The following is a 19,765-nucleotide window of genomic DNA, read 5'->3' as shown; positions in this document are numbered from 1 at the left end:
CTTTCCGAACGGAAGGCGCTTCGCTGTTCGGTTGTCCGAAAGCCGGGTCGGGTTGGCGCAGGTTATGTATGAGATCGTCGTTGCGCCTGCCGTTTCAACCAACGGGGAAAGGGCAGGGTGTGTTCAGGATGAAAGGTGAATGACTGCCGTTGACAAATCTCGACAAGGTTCTCATAGTTCTGATAACGCAAACGTTTGCGAGATGTTTCTTCGACGCGAGCGTTGCTCACAATAATCATAAGATCGGAGTACACCCATGAAGCTGCCATTTGCAGGACGTCTTCTCGCTGTCGCTGTGCTTGCCGCCGCATCCGCTGCCCTGCCTCTCTCTTCTGCTTTCGCTGACGACGCCGCCGCCAAACCCAAGGTTGGCCTGGTGATGAAGTCCCTTGCCAACGAATTTTTCGTGACCATGCAAGAGGGCGCCAAGGAGTACCAGAAAGACCACGCCGCCGATTTCGACATGATCACCAACGGCATCAAGAACGAAACCGACACCAGCGCGCAGATCGATATCGTCAACCAGATGATTCTGGCCAAGGTCAACGCCATCGTCATTGCACCCGCCGACTCCAAAGCGCTGGTCACCGTGCTGAAGAAAGCCTCGGATGCCGGCATCAAGGTGGTCAACATCGACAACCGTCTGGACCCGGACGTGCTGAAAAGCAAAAAACTCGATATTCCCTTCGTCGGCCCGGACAACCGCAAAGGCTCCAAGCTGGTGGGTGACTACTTGGCCAAGCAACTGGCCGCAGGCGACAAGGTCGGTATCATCGAAGGCGTACCGACCACCACCAACGCCCAGCAGCGCACCGCAGGCTTCAAGGATGCGATGGATGCCGCCGGCATGAAGATCGTCTCCACCCAATCCGGTAACTGGGAAATCGACCAGGGCCAGAAAGTCGCATCGGCGATGCTGAGCGAATACCCCGACCTCAAGGCACTCCTGGCCGGTAACGACAACATGGCCCTGGGCGCGGTCTCCGCCGTACGTGCGGCAGGCAAGGCCGGTAAAGTGCTGGTGGTGGGCTATGACAACATCGAAGCCATCAAGCCGATGCTGCAGGACGGTCGCGTACTGGCGACCGCCGACCAGGCCGCTGCCCAGCAAGCCGTGTTCGGCATCCAGAACGCGCTCAAGCTGGTCAAGGGCGAGAAGGTCGACGCCACCGACGGTGTGATCGAAACCCCAGTCGAACTCGTCCTCAAGAAGTAATCCCGGCAGTAGCCAACAGCGCCCGCTCGTCCTGAGCGGGCGCCTGGAGATTTTCCTATGTCATCTTCCGCCCCGAACGCTGTCCTCTCGGTCAGCGGTATCGGTAAGACCTATGCCCAACCGGTTCTGTCCGACATCACGCTCACACTCAATCGCGGTGAAGTGCTGGCGTTGACCGGTGAAAACGGCGCAGGCAAAAGCACCTTGTCGAAGATCATCGGCGGGTTGGTCACGCCAACCACCGGGAACATGCAGTTCAATGGCCAGGCCTATCACCCCGCCAGCCGCACCCAGGCCGAAGCGCTGGGTGTGCGCATGGTCATGCAGGAACTTAACCTGCTGCCAACGCTGACGGTGGCTGAAAACCTGTTCCTGCATAACCTGCCCAGCCGCGGTGGCTGGATCAGCCGCAAACAGCTGCGCAAAGCCGCGACCGAAGCCATGGCCCAGGTCGGCCTGGACGCCATCGACCCGGACACGTTGGTGGGCAGCCTGGGCATTGGCCATCAGCAAATGGTCGAGATTGCCCGCAACCTGATCGGCGACTGCCACGTACTGATTCTCGACGAACCTACGGCGATGCTCACTGCCCGTGAAGTAGAGATGCTGTTCGAACAAATCACTCGCCTGCAGGCCCGAGGCGTGGCGATCATTTATATTTCGCACCGGCTGGAAGAGTTGGCCCGTGTGGCCCAGCGCATCGCGGTATTGCGCGATGGCAAGCTGGTGTGTGTCGAGCCGATGGCCAATTACAACAGCGAACAATTGGTGACGCTGATGGTGGGGCGCGAGTTGGGCGAGCATATCGACCTGGGCCCGCGCACCATCGGCGGACCGGCCCTGACGGTCACAGGCCTGACGCGCTCGGACAAGGTCCGTGACGTGTCGTTCCAGGTGCGCGCCGGTGAGATCTACGGTATTTCCGGCCTGATCGGCGCCGGTCGTACCGAGTTGCTACGCCTGATTTTCGGCGCCGACCCGGCCGACAGCGGCACCGTGGCGCTGGGGCCGCAGGCCAATGTAGTGAGCATTCGCTCCCCGGTCGATGCGGTCGGTCATGGCATTGCCCTGATCACCGAAGACCGCAAGGGTGAAGGCCTGCTGCTGACCCAGTCGATCAGCGCCAACATCGCCCTGGGCAACATGCCGGAAATCTCCGCTGGGGGGCTGGTGAACAGCCGCGATGAAACCGCCCTGGCCAGGCGCCAGATCGACGCCATGCGTATCCGCAGTTCCAGCCCGGCGCAGTTGGTCTCCGAACTGTCGGGCGGTAACCAGCAGAAGGTGGTGATTGGCCGCTGGCTGGAGCGTGATTGTTCGGTGATGCTGTTCGATGAGCCCACCCGAGGTATCGACGTCGGTGCCAAGTTCGACATTTATGCCTTGCTCGGCGAGTTGACGCGCCAGGGCAAAGCGCTGGTCGTGGTCTCCAGTGACCTGCGCGAGCTGATGCTGATCTGTGACCGCATCGGCGTATTGTCCGCCGGGCGCCTGATCGAGACTTTCGAGCGCGACAGCTGGACCCAGGACGAATTGCTCGCCGCCGCCTTTGCCGGCTATCAGAAACGTGATGCGCTGCTCAACGATGCAGCGCCTAGGAATACCCCATGAAAACAACCACTTCCCCCGGTAAGACTGGCGGCAACTTCTACGGCCTGGGTACCTACCTGGGGCTGGCAGGTGCGTTGCTGGCGATGATTGCGCTGTTCTCGGTACTCAGCGATCACTTCCTGTCCTACGACACATTCAGCACTCTGGCCAACCAGATTCCAGACCTGATGGTACTGGCGGTGGGCATGACCTTCATCCTGATCATCGGTGGCATCGACCTGTCGGTGGGCTCGGTACTGGCCTTGGCGGCGTCGGCGGTCAGCGTGGCGATTCTGAGCTGGGGCTGGAGCGTATTGCCGGCCGCCGTGCTGGGCATGGGCTGCGCCGCATTGGCCGGCACACTCACCGGCTCCATCACCGTGGCCTGGCGGATCCCTTCCTTTATCGTGTCCCTCGGCGTGCTGGAGATGGCCCGGGGCGTGGCCTACCAGATGACCGGCTCGCGCACCGCTTATATCGGTGATTCGTTTGCCTGGCTGTCCAACCCGATTGCGTTCGGGATCTCGCCGTCGTTCATCATTGCGTTGCTGGTGATCATCGCCGCCCAGTTGGTGCTGACCCGCACCGTGTTTGGTCGCTACCTGATCGGTATCGGTACCAACGAAGAAGCGGTGCGCCTGGCCGGTATCAACCCCAAGCCCTACAAGATCCTGGTGTTCAGCCTGATGGGCCTGCTGGCCGGCGTGGCCGCGCTGTTCCAGATCTCGCGCCTGGAAGCGGCGGATCCGAATGCCGGCTCGGGCCTGGAACTGCAAGTGATCGCTGCTGTGGTGATCGGCGGTACCAGCCTGATGGGCGGGCGCGGTTCGGTCATCAGTACCTTTTTTGGTGTGCTGATTATTTCGGTATTGGCTGCGGGCCTGGCGCAGATCGGCGCGACAGAACCGACCAAGCGCATCATTACCGGTGCGGTGATCGTGATCGCCGTGGTCCTTGATACTTACCGCAGCCAGCGCGCCAGTCGGCGGGGCTGAACCATGGCAACGATCAAGGATGTGGCAGCGCTGGCGGGGATTTCCTACACCACGGTGTCCCATGTGGTGAACAAGACGCGCCCGGTCAGCGAGCCGGTGCGCATCAAGGTCGAGGCGGCGATCAAGCAGTTGGACTATGTGCCAAGTGCGGTCGCGCGCTCGCTCAAGGCCAAAACCACCGCGACGATCGGGCTGCTGGTGCCCAACAGCCTCAACCCGTATTTCGCCGAACTGGCCCGGGGCATTGAGGACTATTGCGAGCGCAATGGCTACTGCGTGATCCTCTGCAACTCCGACGACAATGCCGAAAAGCAGCGCAGCTATTTGCGCGTGCTGCTGGAGAAACGCGTCGATGGCTTGATCGTGACCTCGGTGGGCGGCGATGACAGTGGCCTCGCCGCTGGCTTGAGTGCGGTGCGCACGCCCATGGTGATAGTCGACCGGGCGCTGGACGGTATCGACGTCGACCTGGTGCGTATCGATCATGAAGAGGGGGCTTACCTGGCGACCCGGCACTTGCTTGAATTGGGCCATCGCGACATCGCCTGCATCGCCGGCCCGGCCCATACTCGCGTGGCGCAAATGCGTCTGGCAGGGTATCGGCGTGCGCTGCGCGAAGCCGGGGTCGAAATAGCGGCTGAGCGCATTCGGGAAAGTGATTTCACCAGCACCGGCGGCTATGCCGCCGCTGTGCAATTGCTTGCGCAGCAACCCCCCAGTGCGATATTTGCCTGCAACGACATGATCGGTTTCGGCGTGCTGCGCGCTGCGGCAGAGCAGAATATCCGCGTGCCGGGCGAGCTGTCGGTGATTGGTTTCGATGACATTCAAATGGGCCGGTATGTTTATCCGGCGCTGACCACGGTCGGGCAGTCGATCCTGCAACTGGGCGAGACGGCGGCTGAATTATTATTGCGACGTATAGCGACACCCCAACGCCCGATCGATCAACGTATCGTGACGCCGAGTATTGTCTTGCGTGAGTCGACGGCGCCGTTGGCCGGTGTGTTCGCCCAATACCGCTGAACCGAATTGATGAGTACTGATGTATGCCAGCAAAAGTAGTGGTAGTAGGCAGCTTGAACATGGACCTGGTCACCCGCGCCAGTCGCTTGCCGCGTGCCGGTGAAACACTGATCGGCCAGACATTTTCCACCGTACCCGGTGGCAAGGGCGCCAACCAGGCCGTAGCCTTGGCGCGCCTGGGGGCCGATGTGGCAATGATCGGTTGCGTCGGCACTGACGCCTACGGCGGCCAACTGCGTGATGCACTGGTGGTCGAAGGTATCGATTGTCAGGCCGTCAGCACCGTCGAAGGCTCCAGCGGTGTCGCACTGATCGTGGTGGATGACAGCAGCCAGAACGCGATTGTGATTGTGGCGGGCAGTAACGGTCAGTTGACGCCCGACTCGATGACGGACTGCGATGCAGTGTTGCAGGCCGCCGACGTGATCATCTGCCAGCTTGAAGTACCGATGGAAACCGTCGGGCATACGCTCAAGCGCGGCCGCGAGCTGGGCAAGACGGTGATCCTCAACCCGGCGCCCGCCAGTGGGCCCTTGCCGGCCGCGTGGTATGCCTCGATTGACTACCTGATCCCCAACGAAAGTGAAGCCAGCGCCTTGAGCGGCGTGACGGTTGATTCGCTCGACAGCGCCAAGCTCGCGGCTACCGCGCTGATCAAGGCTGGCGCCGCTAAAGTCATCATCACCCTTGGCGCCCAGGGTGCACTGTTTGCCGATGGCAACAGCTTCGAACACTTGGTCGCGCCCAAGGTCACGGCGGTGGACACCACGGCTGCCGGCGATACCTTCGTAGGTGGTTTTGCTGCGGCATTGGCCGCAGGCAAGAGCGAAGCCGAGGCGATCCGGTTTGGCCAGGTCGCGGCAGCGTTGTCGGTGACCCGTGCCGGCGCCCAACCTTCTATTCCTACCCTGCACGACGTACAAGGTTTTGTGCCCTCATGAAAAAGACCCCTCTGCTCAATATCGCCCTGTCGCGCGTGATCGCGTCACTGGGGCACGGCGACATCCTGGTGATCGGTGATGCCGGCCTGCCGGTGCCACCTGGCGTCGAGTTGATCGACCTGGCGCTGACCCAGGGCATCCCGGATTTCATCAGCACCCTGCGCGTTGTGCTCAGCGAAATGCAGGTGGAAAGCCACGTGCTGGCTGAAGAAATCCTGCTCAAACAGCCGCCGGCGCTGACCGAGCTCAATGCGCTGGCCGAACAGGCTGCGCTGGGCGAACGACGCCTGCTCAGCCATGATGCGTTCAAGCAACTGAGTGGCAAGGCGCGCGCCGTGGTGCGCACCGGTGAATGTCAACCGTACTGCAATATCGCGCTGGTCTCCGGCGTAACCTTCTAGAGTCCCCCTACGACAAGGAGTGTTTTATGCAACGTGGTCTTCCATCCCTGAAAAACCTGTTTCGGAGTGTTCTGCTTTTGTCCGCACTCACAACTGCAAGCGCCCAGGCGGCAGAAAAAATCGACCTGATCATCGATACCGACCCAGGTGCCGATGACGTGGTTGCCTTGCTGTTCGCCATGGCGTCGCCGGAAGAGCTGAGCATCCGCGCGCTGACGACCGTGGCCGGCAACGTGCGCCTGGACAAAACCTCGCGCAATGCACGCCTGGCGCGCGAGTGGGCAGGGCGCGAGGACATCCCGGTATACGCGGGGGCTCCGGCACCGCTGCTGCGCAAGCCGATCTATGCCGAGAATATCCATGGCAAGGAAGGGATTTCCGGTGTGACCGTGCACGAGCCGAAACAAGGCCTGGCGGACGGCAACGCCGTGGATTACCTGATCAAGACCCTGACGGCCGCCAAGCCCCACAGCATCACTATTGCCATGCTCGGCCCGCAGACCAACCTGGCCCTGGCATTGACCCAGGCACCAGAAATCACCCAGGGCATCAAGGAAGTGGTAGTGATGGGCGGTGCGCACTTCAATGGCGGCAATATCACGCCGGTGGCCGAGTTCAACCTGTTCGCCGACCCGGTGGCCGCTGAGATCGTGCTTAAAAGCGGCGTGAAGTTGACCTACCTGCCGTTGGACGTGACCCATAAGGTGCTGACCAGCGAGGCTCGCCTGAAGAAAATTGCCGACCTGAACAACAACGCAAGCAAGGTTGTGAGCAATATTCTTAACGAATACGTCAAAGGCGATATGGAGCACTACGGCATTCCTGGCGGGCCGGTGCATGACGCCACGGTGGTCGCCTACCTGCTCAAGCCGTCGCTGTTCAGCGGTCGCCAGGTCAATGTGGTTGTCGACAGTCGGGAAGGCCCGACCTTCGGCCAAACCATTGTCGATTGGTACGATGGGCTGAAGCAGGACAAGAATGCGTTCTGGGTCGAAAACGGCGACGCCCAGGGCTTCTTCGATCTCTTGACCGAGCGCCTGGCGCGTTTGAAGTAACCCCCTTACCGGTCGGCGTTCGCCGGCCGGTTCTTATTCGCGCTCGGGTGCGCCCATGTGGTCGGCCGGGTATTTCTCGAATACCTGGCTGATGAATGCTTGCGCGCCCTTGGTGCCGAGCTCCTTGACCAGCAGGTCGATACCGATGATCGCCAATTCCTCCGGACTCCCGGGGCTGTAGGAGCTTTGCCCTTGGGGCCATTTGGCTTTGATATCGGCTTGGAGCGTTACGGTGGTCATGGGAAATCTCGCGGGCTGTAGGTACTGGGCAATGCGCTGGCGTGTGGCTGCAGCGGGCGCAGTTAACCATTTTGCGCGCAAGTTGGCACTCCTACTTAGGCATGAGGAAGGGGGTGTGCGACACTGTCCGCCTGTTTATTGGCCGGGAAACACTGCGTGCAGATCGATTTGAATAACCCCGAGAGTCTTACGCTGGCCGCTGTGCGCCAACTGCTGGCCAGCGCCAGTGACGATGAACACACCCAGCTGCGGGTCAGCAAGGCGGGTATTGCCTACATTTCTTCAGGCGTGGTCGGGGGCGCTGATATAGGTGGTTTGCTGTTTCGCCTGGAGACCTGGGCAAAGGGTTCCGGTTATGTGGGTAACGTGGCCGCGAACGACGAAGTCTGGGTGATGCAGATTTTCAATGCGCTCAAGCAGAATTGGCCAAAGCCATCGTCTGACTACATCGATATCTACTGAGCATGTTCATATCTAGTCACGATTGACGGGGCGCTTGCCGGGCGTGACTCAGGCAGACTTGGGCGTCAGGCGTTAACGTCTTGAAACCAATCGGCTTACTCGCTGTCGCACGATCTCTGTCCATTTTTAATCATAGGAGGCTTCATGCCTTGGAAGCTCGCATCATTCGGTACTTTGTTGGCAGCGCTCGCGTTGGCGGGTTGCAGCACCCCGGGTGCCTCTGAGCCAGGCAAAGATGCCACCGTGACCGATGCTGGTCATAGCCGCTGTGAGTCGAAGGCTGCCGAGTTCACGATCGGCCAGAAAGCCTCGCCTCAACTGCTGGAGCAGGCGCGTACGCGTGCCGGTGCGCAGAACGCACGCATCCTCAAACCCAACGACATGATCACGCTGGAGTATCGCTCCGACCGCCTGAACCTGAACACCGACGATAACCTGGTGATCACGCGGGTCAATTGCGGCTGATAGCCACTGGCTTTTGCAGCATCCATAAAAAACCCCGTCACATGGACGGGGTTTTTTTAGCTCAGCGGAGAATTACTCGCCGCGAACTTGTGCAGCTTGCATACCCTTTTGGCCTTTCTCAGCCACGAAGGAAACGGTTTGGCCTTCTTTCAGGCTTTTGAAACCGTCGCTTTCGATAGCTTTGAAGTGTACGAACAGGTCGTCACCGCCACCTTGAGGAGTGATGAAGCCGAAGCCTTTTTCATCGTTGAACCATTTAACGGTGCCGGTTTGGCGATTAGACATGGTGTATCTCCAAGAAACATATATTTTCAGTAGTGCTGTGCTGCTCAGGCCAACTGGGCACACAGGGCTATCATAGTCGAAATGTTCGGCTTGGGAGCCCCCCCAAGGCATTGTTTGCTAATCAATCGCGTTGCGTTGCGTGCCTGTTTTGGCTGAAAGCCCCGTTCTACGGGGCTTTGGAGCGAAATATCAGCTGTTAAAAAAAGCCGTAAAAGCTACGTAATTTGTGAGAAACAGCCGTTTTCAGGCTGTTTTTCTGGCAAAAAAGACGCCCGATCAGTGAGCGTTCTTACTTTTTCTTGACCACTTTGCAAGACGAAATAGCCGCAACCGCTTTGTTTTTAAGCTCTGGGCTGGCGTTCTGGTTGGTCATCAATTCTTTGATTTCCGCAGTGCTCAATTCGGCGTTGATCTTGTCGGCGCCACATTCGCAATGGGCTTTGGCGGTTTTGACGTCCACGTTCTGGCTGGCCGCAGCGCTGCAGTCTTTGACGAAGGCGTCACGGGCGCCTTCCGGCCAGTTCGATGGTGCTGCGGCTTGCGCGCCAAACGAAAGGAATGCCAGGGAAGCGGCGAGGGCGAGTGTCGAAGTAAAACGCATCATGGGATGCTCCTTTGGGTCGAGGACGAACGGCGATTCTCGGGGTGTTTGAGGCGTGGCGTACAGCTCAAGTTCACTTTTGCGACCATAAGGCATCGAATTTACTTCTACCGCAGGTCGTGTCGGCGCGATGACCGTTCATCTGTGCTAGCATCCTGGGCTTGGCTTTTTCCAGGTGCGCCATTTGCCGCCTTGCCAGGTTATTTTTTTTAATCCAGTCACTCTGGTTCGATTATCGGTTGGCCGAAAGGCTCCTGCCGCTGTAAGGCAGGCGTTCAGCATTGAGCGGCCTGGTGTTGGATCTTGTACTGGCTCATCCCAACCCACGTGACCTTTGGTAGGGGTCACCACTAGGAGAGGAGGCGCCATGCCAACTATTACTCTACCCGACGGCAGTCAACGTTCGTTCGATCATTCGGTTTCCGTAGCCGAGGTCGCCGCATCCATTGGTGCTGGCCTGGCCAAGGCCACCGTGGCCGGCAAGGTCGACGGCAGGCTGGTTGACGCCAGCGACCTGATCACCGCCGATGCCAGCCTGCAGATCATCACGCCCAAGGATCAGGAGGGGCTGGAGATCATTCGCCACTCTTGCGCGCACCTGATCGGCCACGCGGTCAAGCAGCTGTATCCCACCGCGAAAATGGTGATCGGCCCGGTCATCGACGAAGGTTTCTATTACGACATCGCCTATGAGCGTCCTTTTACACCGGACGACCTGGCGGCGATCGAGCAGCGCATGCACGCGCTGATCGAAAAAGATTACGACGTCATCAAGAAAGTCACCCCGCGTGCCGAAGTGATCGATGTGTTCACCGCCCGTGGCGAAGACTACAAGCTGCGCCTGGTGGAAGACATGCCGGACGAGCAGGCCATGGGCCTGTACTACCACGAAGAATACGTCGACATGTGCCGTGGCCCGCACGTGCCGAACACGCGCTTTCTCAAGTCGTTCAAGCTGACCAAATTGTCCGGCGCCTACTGGCGCGGCGACGCGAAGAACGAGCAGCTGCAACGGATCTACGGCACCGCCTGGGCCGACAAGAAGCAGCTGGCCGCCTATATCCAGCGTATCGAAGAAGCCGAGAAACGCGACCATCGCAAGATCGGCAAGCGCCTGAACCTGTTCCATCTCCAGGAAGAAGCGCCGGGCATGGTGTTCTGGCATCCGAACGGCTGGACGCTCTACCAGGTGCTCGAGCAGTACATGCGCAAGGTTCAGCGTGAAAACGGTTACCTCGAGATCAAGACCCCGCAGGTGGTTGATCGCAGTCTGTGGGAGAAATCCGGGCACTGGGCCAACTACGCCGACAATATGTTCACCACCCAGTCGGAAAACCGCGACTACGCCATCAAGCCGATGAACTGCCCATGCCACGTGCAGGTGTTCAACCAGGGCCTGAAGAGCTACCGCGAGTTGCCGATGCGCCTGGCCGAATTCGGTGCCTGCCACCGCAACGAGCCATCGGGTGCGCTGCACGGCATCATGCGTGTGCGTGGCTTCACCCAGGATGACGCCCATATCTTCTGCACCGAAGAGCAGATGCAGGCCGAGTCCGCCGCGTTCATCAAGTTGACCATGGACGTTTACCGCGATTTCGGTTTCACCGAGGTCGAGATGAAACTGTCCACTCGTCCGGAAAAGCGCGTCGGCTCCGACGAGCTCTGGGATCGCGCCGAAGCTGCACTGGCCGCCGCACTCGACAGCGCGGGCCTTGCGTACGACCTGCAGCCGGGAGAGGGCGCGTTCTACGGGCCCAAAATCGAGTTCTCGCTGAAAGATTGCCTTGGCCGCGTCTGGCAGTGTGGTACCCTGCAGCTCGATTTTAACCTGCCGATCCGTCTGGGAGCCGAATACGTCTCCGAAGACAACAGCCGTAAACACCCGGTTATGCTGCACCGGGCGATCCTCGGCTCGTTCGAACGGTTCGTCGGGATCCTGATCGAGCACTACGAGGGTGCATTCCCGGCGTGGCTGGCTCCGACTCAGGCAGTGATCATGAATATCACTGATAAACAGGCAGATTTTGCCGCTGAAGTTGAAAAAACACTCAACGAAAGCGGATTTCGTGCCAAGTCCGACTTGAGAAATGAAAAGATCGGCTTTAAAATCCGCGAGCATACTTTGCTCAAGGTTCCCTATCTTTTGGTTATCGGAGATCGGGAAGTCGAGATGCAGACTGTCGCTGTGCGTACTCGTGAAGGTGCTGACCTGGGCTCGATGCCCGTCGCCCAGTTCGCTGAGTTCCTCGCGCAAGCGGTTTCCCGGCGTGGTCGCCCAGATTCGGAGTAATTATTATTAAGCGTGAAATGAGACAAGATAAACGAGCTGCACCGAAAGCCCCGATCAACGAGAATATCTCGGCACGCGAGGTTCGGTTAATTGGCGCTGATGGCGAGCAGATTGGCATCGTCTCGATTGATGAAGCGCTTCGTATTGCAGAAGAGTCCAAGCTGGACCTGGTGGAAATTTCCGCCGATGCAATCCCACCCGTTTGCCGGGTGATGGACTACGGCAAGTCGATCTTCGAGAAGAAGAAACAGGTTGCCGCAGCGAAGAAGAACCAGAAGCAGATTCAAGTAAAAGAAATCAAGTTTCGTCCAGGGACGGAGGAAGGGGATTACCAGGTAAAACTGCGCAACCTGGTACGTTTCCTGAGTGATGGGGACAGGGCCAAGGTATCCTTGCGATTCCGCGGCCGTGAGATGGCCCACCAGGAGCTGGGAATGGAACTCCTCAAGCGGGTTGAAGCTGACCTGCTCGAGTACGGTTCGGTCGAACAGCATCCTAAGATGGAAGGACGCCAGCTGATCATGGTCATCGCCCCGAAAAAGAAGAAGTAATCAACAGGGCACGGCAGGCCTTCTGATTATGTTTATCAACTGAATGCGGAGTATCCGAACATGCCAAAGATGAAGACTAAAAGTGGTGCTGCTAAGCGGTTTCTGAAAACTGCTAACGGTATCAAGCACAAGCACGCTTTCAAGAGCCACATTCTGACCAAAATGTCGACCAAGCGTAAGCGTCAACTGCGCGGTAGCAGCTTGCTGCATCCGTCTGACGTGGCAAAAGTCGAGCGCATGCTGCGCCTTCGTTAATTTTGGATCAAGAATAGAGGAAGTAACTCATGGCTCGTGTAAAGCGTGGCGTCATTGCCCGTAAGCGTCACAAAAAAATTCTGAAACTTGCTAAAGGCTACTACGGCGCGCGTTCACGCGTATTCCGTGTTGCCAAACAAGCGGTAATCAAGGCAGGCCAATACGCCTACCGTGACCGTCGTCAGAAAAAACGTCAGTTCCGCGCCCTGTGGATCGCTCGTATCAATGCTGGTGCACGTGTTAACGGTCTGTCCTACAGCCGTTTCATCGCTGGCCTGAAAAAAGCGTCCATCGAAATCGACCGTAAGGTTCTGGCTGAACTGGCCGTGAACGAAAAAGCGGTGTTTGCTGCGATTGTCGAGAAAGCTAAAGCCTCCTTGGCTTAAGTACCCCCGACAGTCACCCTGGGTTACTCCTGTAGCCCAAGGTGGTAAACGTCATAAATAGGGGAAGAGCCTTCAAGCTCTTCCCCTATTTTGTATCTGGAGTCTGTACATGGAAAACCTGGACGCGCTCGTCGCTCAAGCTCTTGAGGCTGTGCAAAGCGCTGAAGATATCAATGCCCTGGAGCAAATCCGGGTTCACTACCTTGGTAAAAAGGGTGAATTGACTCAGGTGATGAAGACCCTGGGGAATTTGCCGGCTGAAGAGCGCCCGCAGGTCGGTGCGCTGATCAACGTTGCCAAGGAGCGCGTCACCGAGGTTCTCAATGCGCGCAAGGCGTCGCTCGAGGAGGCCGATCTTGCGGCCAAGCTCGCCGCCGAGTCCATTGACGTGACCTTGCCTGGCCGTGGCCAGGCCTCGGGCGGTTTGCACCCGATCACCCGGACTCTGGAACGTATCGAACAGTTCTTCACCCACATTGGCTACGGCATTGCCGAAGGCCCTGAGGTCGAAGACGACTATCACAACTTCGAGGCGCTCAACATCCCAGGCCATCACCCGGCCCGGTCGATGCACGACACCTTTTATTTCAACGCGAACATGTTGCTGCGCACCCATACCTCGCCGGTACAGGTCCGCACCATGGAAGCGAACAAGCCGCCGATCCGCATCGTCTGCCCAGGCCGTGTGTACCGTAGCGACTCTGATATTACCCACTCGCCGATGTTCCACCAGGTCGAAGGCCTGCTGGTTGATCGCGATATCAATTTCGCCGACCTCAAAGGCACCATCGAAGAGTTCCTTCGGGTGTTCTTCGAGAAAGAGCTGGCGGTGCGTTTCCGTCCGTCCTTCTTCCCGTTCACCGAGCCGTCCGCTGAAGTCGATATGGAATGCGTGATGTGCAGCGGTAAAGGCTGTCGCGTGTGCAAGCAGACTGGCTGGCTGGAAGTGATGGGCTGCGGCATGGTCCACCCCAATGTGCTGCGCATGTCCGGGATCGATCCGGAAGAGTTTTCGGGCTTTGCCTTCGGCATGGGCGTTGAGCGTCTGGCCATGCTGCGTTACGGCGTGAACGACTTGCGTCTGTTCTTCGACAACGACTTGCGGTTCCTCGCGCAATTTCGCTAGTCGTAACGAATCTTTAGGAGAGCAGGATGAAATTCAGTGAACAATGGCTGCGTGGCTGGGTAAGCCCGCAGGTAGATCGCGACGAGCTGGTTGCTCGTCTGTCGATGGCCGGTCTTGAGGTCGATAGCGTTACCCCGGCCGCCGGTGTATTCAGCGGCGTGGTAGTGGGCGAGGTGCTGAGCACCGAGCAGCACCCGGATGCCGACAAATTGCGGGTGTGCCAGGTCAGCAATGGCGCCGAAACCTTCCAGGTCGTGTGCGGAGCGCCCAATGTGCGCCCGGGCCTGAAGATTCCGTTCGCCATGATCGGTGCCGAACTGCCGGGCGACTTCAAGATCAAGAAGGCCAAGCTGCGCGGCGTCGAGTCCAACGGCATGCTGTGCTCCCAGGCCGAGCTGCAGGTAGGCGAGGGTAACGATGGCTTGATGGAGCTGCCGGGCGACGCGCCAGTGGGCCAGGACATCCGTGTTTACCTGGAGCTGGAAGACGCCAGCATCGAGGTCGACCTGACCCCGAACCGTGGCGATTGCCTGTCCCTGGCCGGTCTGGCCCGTGAAGTGGGAGCGCTGTACAACGTGCCTGTTACGCGCCCGGTGATTGCCAGCGTGCCTGCCGTGCACGACGAAGTGCGCTCGATTGAAGTGCTGGCGCCAAACGCCTGCCCACGTTACCTGGGGCGCGTAATCCGTAACGTCGACCTGTCCAGGCCGACTCCGCTGTGGATGGTCGAGCGCCTGCGCCGCGCTGACGTACGCAGCATCGATGCGGCCGTCGATATCACCAACTACGTGATGTTGGAGCTGGGCCAACCGCTGCACGCATTTGACCTCGCCGAAATCAATGGCGGCATCCGCGTGCGCATGGCAGAGGAAGGCGAGAAGCTGGTACTGCTCGACGGCCAGGAAGTCAGCCTGCGCGCCGACACGCTGGTCATCGCCGACCATTCCCGTGCCTTGGCGATTGCCGGCGTGATGGGTGGAGAGCATAGCGGCGTATCTGCGACCACTCGCGACGTATTCCTTGAAAGCGCGTTCTTCGACCAGATCGCCATCGCCGGCAAGGCTCGTTCATACGGCCTGCACACCGACGCGTCGCACCGCTACGAGCGTGGCGTGGACTGGAAGCTGGCCCGTGAAGCCATGGAGCGCGCCACTGGCCTGCTGCTGGAAATCACCGGTGGCGAAGCCGGCCCGATCACCGAGACTGTCAGCGAACAATACCTGCCGTCCGTTGCGCCAATCACGCTGCGCGCCAAAAGCGTCGAGCAAATGCTCGGCCTGGTGATCGAGCCTGCCGAGATCGAGCAACTGCTGTCAGCCCTTGGCCTCGCCATTTCGACGGGTGGGGAAGGGCAGTGGCACGTTGAAGTGCCAAGCCATCGCTTCGATATCAGCCTGGAAGTTGACCTGATCGAAGAACTGGCCCGCCTGTACGGCTACAACCGTCTGCCGGTTCGTTACCCGCAAGCGCGTCTGGCCCCGCAGCCGAAAGCTGAAGCCCGTGCGCATCTGCCTGAACTGCGTCGCCTGCTGGTTGCGCGTGGTTATCAGGAAGCAGTGACTTACAGCTTCATCGATCCAAAGCAGTTCGAGCTGTTCAACCCAGGTGTTGAGCCGCTGTTACTGGCCAACCCCATTTCCAACGACATGGCGGCCATGCGTTCGTCGCTGTGGCCAGGGTTGATCAAGGCGTTGTCCCACAACCTGAACCGTCAGCAAGATCGCGTGCGCATGTTCGAAAGCGGCCTGCGCTTTGTCGGTCAGCTCGATGGCTTGAAGCAAGAGCCGATGCTGGCGGGTGTGGTCTGCGGTAGCCGCCTGCCGGAAGGCTGGGCACAAGGCCGTGATGCCGTGGACTTCTTTGACGTCAAGGCTGACGTGGAAGCGGTGCTGGGCTTTGCCGGTGCGCTGGACGCCTTCACGTTCCTGCCAGGCAAACACCCTGCGTTGCACCCAGGCCAGACGGCGCGTATCGAGCGCGAAGGTCGTTTGGTCGGCTTTGTCGGTGCCATTCACCCGGAGCTGTCGAAAACCCTGGGCCTGGACCGTCCAGTCTTCGTTTTTGAGCTGGTCCTGGCTGAAGTTGCCTCGGGCAAAATGCCAAAATTCAGCGAGCTTTCGCGCTTCCCTGAAGTACGCCGCGACCTGGCCCTGATCGCCGACCGTGAAGTCGCTGCCACTGCGGTTCTGGATGTAATCCGAGAAAATGCAGGGGAATGGCTGACAGACCTCAGGCTATTTGACGTCTATCAGGGTAAAGGCATTGATCCGCATAGAAAAAGCCTTGCGGTTGGCTTGACCTGGCAGCATCCATCGCGCACTCTTAATGACGATGAGGTGAATACCACGACACAAAATATCCTCACCTCGCTCGAACAAAGGTTGAACGCCACGTTAAGGAAGTGACGTATGGGGGCTTTGACGAAAGCTGAGATGGCGGAACGTCTGTACGAAGAGTTGGGTCTGAACAAGCGCGAGGCCAAGGAATTGGTCGAGCTGTTTTTTGAAGAGATCAGGCACGCTCTGGAAGACAACGAACAGGTCAAATTGTCCGGTTTCGGCAATTTTGACCTGCGGGACAAACGCCAGCGGCCTGGCCGCAATCCAAAAACGGGAGAAGAAATCCCGATCACGGCTCGCCGTGTGGTCACCTTTCGTCCAGGGCAGAAGTTGAAGGCCCGAGTTGAGGCTTATGCTGGAACCAAGTCATAACGACGAACTACCCGTCATCCCGGGCAAACGCTACTTCACCATCGGTGAAGTCAGCGAGCTGTGTGCGGTAAAACCGCACGTGCTGCGCTACTGGGAGCAGGAGTTTCCTCAACTCAACCCCGTCAAACGCACTGGGAACCGCCGGTATTATCAGCGCCAGGATGTGCTGATGATCCGGCAGATCCGCGCGTTGCTGTACGACCAGGGGTTCACCATCAGCGGCGCACGCCAGCGCATGTCCGGTGATGAAGCCAAAGACGACACCACCCAATACAAGCAAATGATCCGCCAGATGATCTCCGAACTCGAAGATGTGCTGGTGGTGCTGAAGAAGTGATTCAGGCTTTAAAAATACTTCCACATTTCAAAAGCTTGCGGTATATTCCGGTTCGCTTCGTTAAGAAGCAAACCCAGTAACACGCCTAGTCGGGGCGTAGCGCAGTCCGGTAGCGCACTAGCATGGGGTGCTAGGGGTCGAGTGTTCGAATCACTCCGTCCCGACCATATATTTCAAAGGGTCGCGAGATTTTATCTCGCGACCCTTTTTTATTTTTATTAGTTTTCACCCCTGCAAAACCGCTAGCTCTAGGTGGAATCTTAGCTGGCGCATAAATTCTGGAGAGGCATGAGAACAGGGCGCAGGAAGTACCACTCGAGGTTCACCCAAGGCCCTACCGTTATCTGTGAATCAATCAGCCGCGCAAAGAACAGGTGGCCGATGCACTGAATAGCACCTCGGATACTTTGCACCTGGGATTAGGTCTGTTTCACGGTCGCGCATGCGTCAATGCTTCGCAGTGCCCCACAGTAGGGGTTCAATTTGGCGATAATCTGATGAATCAGGTTGCTGACTTCAAACAATGGCGATTCAGTGATCAGATACTTCACGAATACGTGACGTATCTGGTTTTGTTAGCCACTAGAATGCCATTGATGAATGAGAACTGTAGGTAGCTAAATGGATCTAGCCGCCCATCCTCGCCCAGAATTCTTCGGCAGATTGACTGAGTGGCGCTATCGGACGGGTCAGATGAATGTCCAAGGGGATATCCCAGCTTTCGTCGAGTGCTCTGACTAAGCGGCCATCCAGTATTTCTTGCTCGGTGAGACTTTTGGGCAACCATGCAACTCCTTTGCTTTCCAGTGCCATGGACATCAGAACTGCCGCGAGGTGGCTGCTGAAAAGTGGTTTGAGGTGAAGGTAATCTTCCTTGCCACGCAGTCGGTGAGCGACTATGCGCCCCAATCCTGACTCATGGCTGTAAGCCAGATATGGCAATGCCGCTGGGGAGGTGCCGAAGTTGGCAGAAGCACTCGCCAAAGGAACGAGAACGTCCTCTCCAACTTTCTTACCCATGAACTGGTCAGGAGCCAGTAAGGGGGGAACGTCGGGATGGCGGTGGCAGAGCAGAAACTGAACCTGTCCATGTATTAGCATTTGCTCACAAACAGCCATACTATCCGAGTGCAATTGCACAGCCTCGATTGGGGCGCCGTTTTCTGTGCTTCGAAGCCACCTTGGAAAAAATGTAAACGACAAGGAGTGGGTTGCAGCGAATTGCAGCGATTTAGCGGCCATTCCCGCCACTTCTTGAGCTTCGTTGCGCATTCTGTACAAGCGCCTGGCGGCTTCCTGAGCACTTGGCAGAATTTGCCTCCCTGCTTCGGTCAAGGTCGCACCTTGAGGCGTGCGAACGAACAGCTGTACCCCCATCCAATTCTCTAATGAGCGCACTCTGCGACTGAATGCTGGCTGCGTAACATGCCGTGCTTCAGCCGCCCTAACAAAGCTGCCGTATTCCGCAAGCGCTGAAAAATCCTCAAGCCAAACGAGTTCCAAGGGCAATGCCTCCTGTGCATAGGGCGCGGCATTAATAGCATTGGGCGGGTGTCATCGCAAAGCATAACGTGTGGCCACAAACAACAAGAGGAACCCGTTATGCGTATCGTAGACATCCGCGAAAAAACTGTTTCTATTGCCTCCCCAATTGCCAACGCCTATATCGATTTCTCCAAAATGACCTGCTCGGTCGTCGCTGTTGTCACTGATGTAATTCGCGATGGTAAACCTGTCATCGGCTACGGTTTCAACTCCAACGGTCGCTATGGTCAAGGCGCTTTGATGCGTGATCGCTTCCTGGCGCGTATCACCGAAGCTGATCCAGACACGCTCGTCGATCATGAAAACAACAACCTGGATCCGTTTGCCATCTGGAAAGCCCTGATGACCAACGAAAAGCCTGGAGGTCACGGTGAGCGCTCAGTAGCAGTTGGCACTATCGACATGGCTGTATGGGATGCCGTCGCCAAGATCGAAGGCAAACCTCTCTATCGCCTGCTGGCTGATCGTTACCGTAACGGCGTGGCCGATGACAAGGTCTGGGTCTACGCAGCAGGTGGCTACTACTATCCAGGCAAAGACCAGACCAAACTCAAAGCAGAAATGCAGAGCTACCTGGATCGTGGCTACGACGTTGTCAAAATGAAGATCGGTGCGGTGCCACTGGACGAAGATATCCGTCGCATCGAAGCGGTACTAGAGGTGGTTGGGGACGGTCGTCGACTGGCGGTCGATGCCAACGGTCGTTTCGATCTTCAGACCGGTATTGCTTACGCGCAAGCCATCAAGAAGTACAACCTCTTCTGGTACGAGGAAATCGGCGATCCGCTCGATTACGCACTTCAGGCTGAGCTTGCCAATCACTATGAGCTGCCTATGGCGACCGGGGAAAACCTGTTCTCCCACCAGGATGCTCGTAACCTTCTGCGCCACGGCGGCATGCGCCCTGATCGCGACTTTCTTCAGTTCGACTGCGCGCTGTCCTATGGGCTCGTGGAGTACATGCGCACCCTGAAAGTGATGGAAGAAATGGGCTGGTCTTCCCGCCGCGTAGTTCCGCACGGTGGCCACCAGATGTCCCTGAACATCGCAGCCGGTCTGCACCTGGGTGGCAACGAATCTTACCCCGACGTGTTCCAGCCTTTCGGCGGCTTTGCCGACGGAATCAAGGTGGAAAATGGTTATGTCGGCCTGCCGGATATTCCAGGTGTTGGTTTCGAAGCCAAGTCCGCCTTGTACGCAGTCATGCGCGAGTTAGGCGAAGGCTGATCAACCCCGATCTGCGGTTCCTTTTAAAGGGGCCGCAGACTCAGGCGTCATCCACTGACG

22 protein-coding genes and 1 tRNA gene are annotated in these 19,765 nt (G+C 58.2%); 19 read left to right on the top strand and 4 right to left on the bottom strand.

The genetic code is table 11. The annotated features are described in order from the left end of the window. The first annotated feature begins 256 nt into the window (after positions 1–256). From C4J90_RS17175 to C4J90_RS17145, 7 genes are read left to right on the top strand one after another with little or no spacing between them, the layout of a single operon-like run. A complete protein-coding gene (locus C4J90_RS17175) occupies positions 257–1,216 on the top strand; it encodes a sugar ABC transporter substrate-binding protein (protein ID WP_124363579.1) in 960 nt (319 codons plus the stop codon). Between the two features lie 57 nt (positions 1,217–1,273). Next, on the top strand, positions 1,274–2,827 hold the full coding sequence (locus C4J90_RS17170; RefSeq protein ID WP_124420414.1) for a sugar ABC transporter ATP-binding protein: 1,554 nt from the start codon (positions 1,274–1,276) through the stop codon (positions 2,825–2,827). Beyond that, the gene (locus C4J90_RS17165) at positions 2,824–3,801 is read left to right on the top strand and encodes an ABC transporter permease (protein WP_003174987.1); all 978 of its coding nucleotides are present in this window, start codon (positions 2,824–2,826) and stop codon (positions 3,799–3,801) included. The genes C4J90_RS17170 and C4J90_RS17165 overlap by 4 nt, the downstream gene beginning before the upstream one ends. A 3-nt stretch (positions 3,802–3,804) precedes the next feature. Further along, entirely contained in the window at positions 3,805–4,827 is a 1,023-nt protein-coding gene (locus tag C4J90_RS17160; RefSeq protein ID WP_124363577.1) for a LacI family DNA-binding transcriptional regulator, read from the top strand. A gap of 23 nt (positions 4,828–4,850) precedes the next feature. After that, positions 4,851–5,768, top strand: coding sequence for a ribokinase (gene rbsK, locus C4J90_RS17155; RefSeq protein ID WP_124420413.1), 918 nt, complete (start codon positions 4,851–4,853; stop codon positions 5,766–5,768). Continuing rightward, a complete protein-coding gene (gene rbsD / locus C4J90_RS17150; protein WP_124407677.1) occupies positions 5,765–6,169 on the top strand; it encodes a D-ribose pyranase in 405 nt (134 codons plus the stop codon). The genes rbsK and rbsD overlap by 4 nt, the downstream gene beginning before the upstream one ends. Positions 6,170–6,195: 26 nt before the next feature. Continuing rightward, a complete protein-coding gene (locus tag C4J90_RS17145; protein ID WP_124420412.1) occupies positions 6,196–7,224 on the top strand; it encodes a nucleoside hydrolase in 1,029 nt (342 codons plus the stop codon). A 33-nt stretch (positions 7,225–7,257) separates the two neighbouring features. Here the strand turns inward: C4J90_RS17145 and C4J90_RS17140 are convergent, their stop codons facing one another. Beyond that, positions 7,258–7,464, bottom strand: a complete 207-nt coding sequence (locus tag C4J90_RS17140; RefSeq protein WP_124363573.1) for a hypothetical protein — start codon at positions 7,462–7,464, stop codon at positions 7,258–7,260. A gap of 156 nt (positions 7,465–7,620) precedes the next feature. Between C4J90_RS17140 and C4J90_RS17135 the strand changes: the two genes are divergently transcribed. Both C4J90_RS17135 and C4J90_RS17130 read left to right on the top strand, forming a co-directional pair. Continuing rightward, positions 7,621–7,926 carry a hypothetical protein gene (locus C4J90_RS17135; RefSeq protein ID WP_124420411.1) on the top strand — a complete coding sequence of 102 codons (306 nt, stop codon included), beginning with the start codon at positions 7,621–7,623 and terminating at the stop codon, positions 7,924–7,926. 144 nt (positions 7,927–8,070) lie between these two features. Further along, positions 8,071–8,391 carry an I78 family peptidase inhibitor gene (locus C4J90_RS17130; RefSeq protein ID WP_124363571.1) on the top strand — a complete coding sequence of 107 codons (321 nt, stop codon included), beginning with the start codon at positions 8,071–8,073 and terminating at the stop codon, positions 8,389–8,391. A 72-nt stretch (positions 8,392–8,463) separates the two neighbouring features. On the opposite strand, the gene C4J90_RS17125 is transcribed toward C4J90_RS17130, so the two are convergent. Further along, positions 8,464–8,676, bottom strand: coding sequence for a cold-shock protein (locus C4J90_RS17125; RefSeq protein WP_003234260.1), 213 nt, complete (start codon positions 8,674–8,676; stop codon positions 8,464–8,466). A 289-nt stretch (positions 8,677–8,965) separates the two neighbouring features. Next, positions 8,966–9,280: a hypothetical protein gene (locus tag C4J90_RS17120; protein WP_124363570.1), complete on the bottom strand. Its 315-nt coding sequence runs from the start codon at positions 9,278–9,280 to the stop codon at positions 8,966–8,968. Positions 9,281–9,644: 364 nt separating this feature from the next. On the opposite strand from C4J90_RS17120, the gene thrS reads away from it, so the two are divergent. The 9 genes from thrS (at position 9,645) to C4J90_RS17075 (ending at position 17,100) form a co-directional block, all read left to right on the top strand. Beyond that, positions 9,645–11,567: a threonine--tRNA ligase gene (gene thrS / locus C4J90_RS17115; RefSeq protein WP_124363569.1), complete on the top strand. Its 1,923-nt coding sequence runs from the start codon at positions 9,645–9,647 to the stop codon at positions 11,565–11,567. Then, a complete protein-coding gene (gene infC / locus C4J90_RS17110) occupies positions 11,567–12,118 on the top strand; it encodes a translation initiation factor IF-3 (protein WP_015884933.1) in 552 nt (183 codons plus the stop codon). Before thrS ends, infC begins: the two co-directional genes overlap by 1 nt. 60 nt (positions 12,119–12,178) lie before the next feature. Further along, positions 12,179–12,373 carry a 50S ribosomal protein L35 gene (rpmI, locus tag C4J90_RS17105; RefSeq protein WP_002553160.1) on the top strand — a complete coding sequence of 65 codons (195 nt, stop codon included), beginning with the start codon at positions 12,179–12,181 and terminating at the stop codon, positions 12,371–12,373. 29 nt (positions 12,374–12,402) lie between these two features. Continuing rightward, positions 12,403–12,759 carry a 50S ribosomal protein L20 gene (gene rplT, locus C4J90_RS17100; RefSeq protein ID WP_005789679.1) on the top strand — a complete coding sequence of 119 codons (357 nt, stop codon included), beginning with the start codon at positions 12,403–12,405 and terminating at the stop codon, positions 12,757–12,759. A 109-nt stretch (positions 12,760–12,868) separates the two neighbouring features. Then, a complete protein-coding gene (gene pheS / locus C4J90_RS17095; RefSeq protein ID WP_034099107.1) occupies positions 12,869–13,885 on the top strand; it encodes a phenylalanine--tRNA ligase subunit alpha in 1,017 nt (338 codons plus the stop codon). Between the two features lie 26 nt (positions 13,886–13,911). Continuing rightward, positions 13,912–16,290 (top strand): phenylalanine--tRNA ligase subunit beta, encoded by a 2,379-nt coding sequence (gene pheT / locus C4J90_RS17090; RefSeq protein WP_124420410.1) that lies wholly within the window; start codon positions 13,912–13,914, stop codon positions 16,288–16,290. A 3-nt stretch (positions 16,291–16,293) separates the two neighbouring features. Continuing rightward, a complete protein-coding gene (ihfA, locus tag C4J90_RS17085) occupies positions 16,294–16,596 on the top strand; it encodes an integration host factor subunit alpha (RefSeq protein WP_002553164.1) in 303 nt (100 codons plus the stop codon). Then, positions 16,577–16,933, top strand: a complete 357-nt coding sequence (locus C4J90_RS17080) for a MerR family transcriptional regulator (protein WP_003219935.1) — start codon at positions 16,577–16,579, stop codon at positions 16,931–16,933. The genes ihfA and C4J90_RS17080 overlap by 20 nt, the downstream gene beginning before the upstream one ends. Before the next feature lie 90 nt (positions 16,934–17,023). Further along, positions 17,024–17,100 (top strand) — tRNA-Pro (locus C4J90_RS17075). Positions 17,101–17,560: 460 nt separating this feature from the next. Here the strand turns inward: C4J90_RS17075 and C4J90_RS17070 are convergent. Next, the gene (locus C4J90_RS17070) at positions 17,561–18,436 is read right to left on the bottom strand and encodes a LysR family transcriptional regulator (protein ID WP_124420409.1); all 876 of its coding nucleotides are present in this window, start codon (positions 18,434–18,436) and stop codon (positions 17,561–17,563) included. 99 nt (positions 18,437–18,535) lie between these two features. On the opposite strand from C4J90_RS17070, the gene C4J90_RS17065 reads away from it, so the two are divergent. Next, complete coding sequence (locus C4J90_RS17065; protein ID WP_124363494.1) at positions 18,536–19,705, top strand: mandelate racemase/muconate lactonizing enzyme family protein; 1,170 nt, start codon at positions 18,536–18,538, stop codon at positions 19,703–19,705. The last annotated feature ends 60 nt before the right edge of the window (positions 19,706–19,765 follow it).

It is taken from the genome of Pseudomonas sp. R2-60-08W (assembly GCF_003852335.1).
GTDB lineage: Bacteria > Pseudomonadota > Gammaproteobacteria > Pseudomonadales > Pseudomonadaceae > Aquipseudomonas.
The sequence above is the reverse complement of the archived record's forward strand: the minus strand, read 5'-3'. Positions and strand labels throughout refer to the sequence as shown.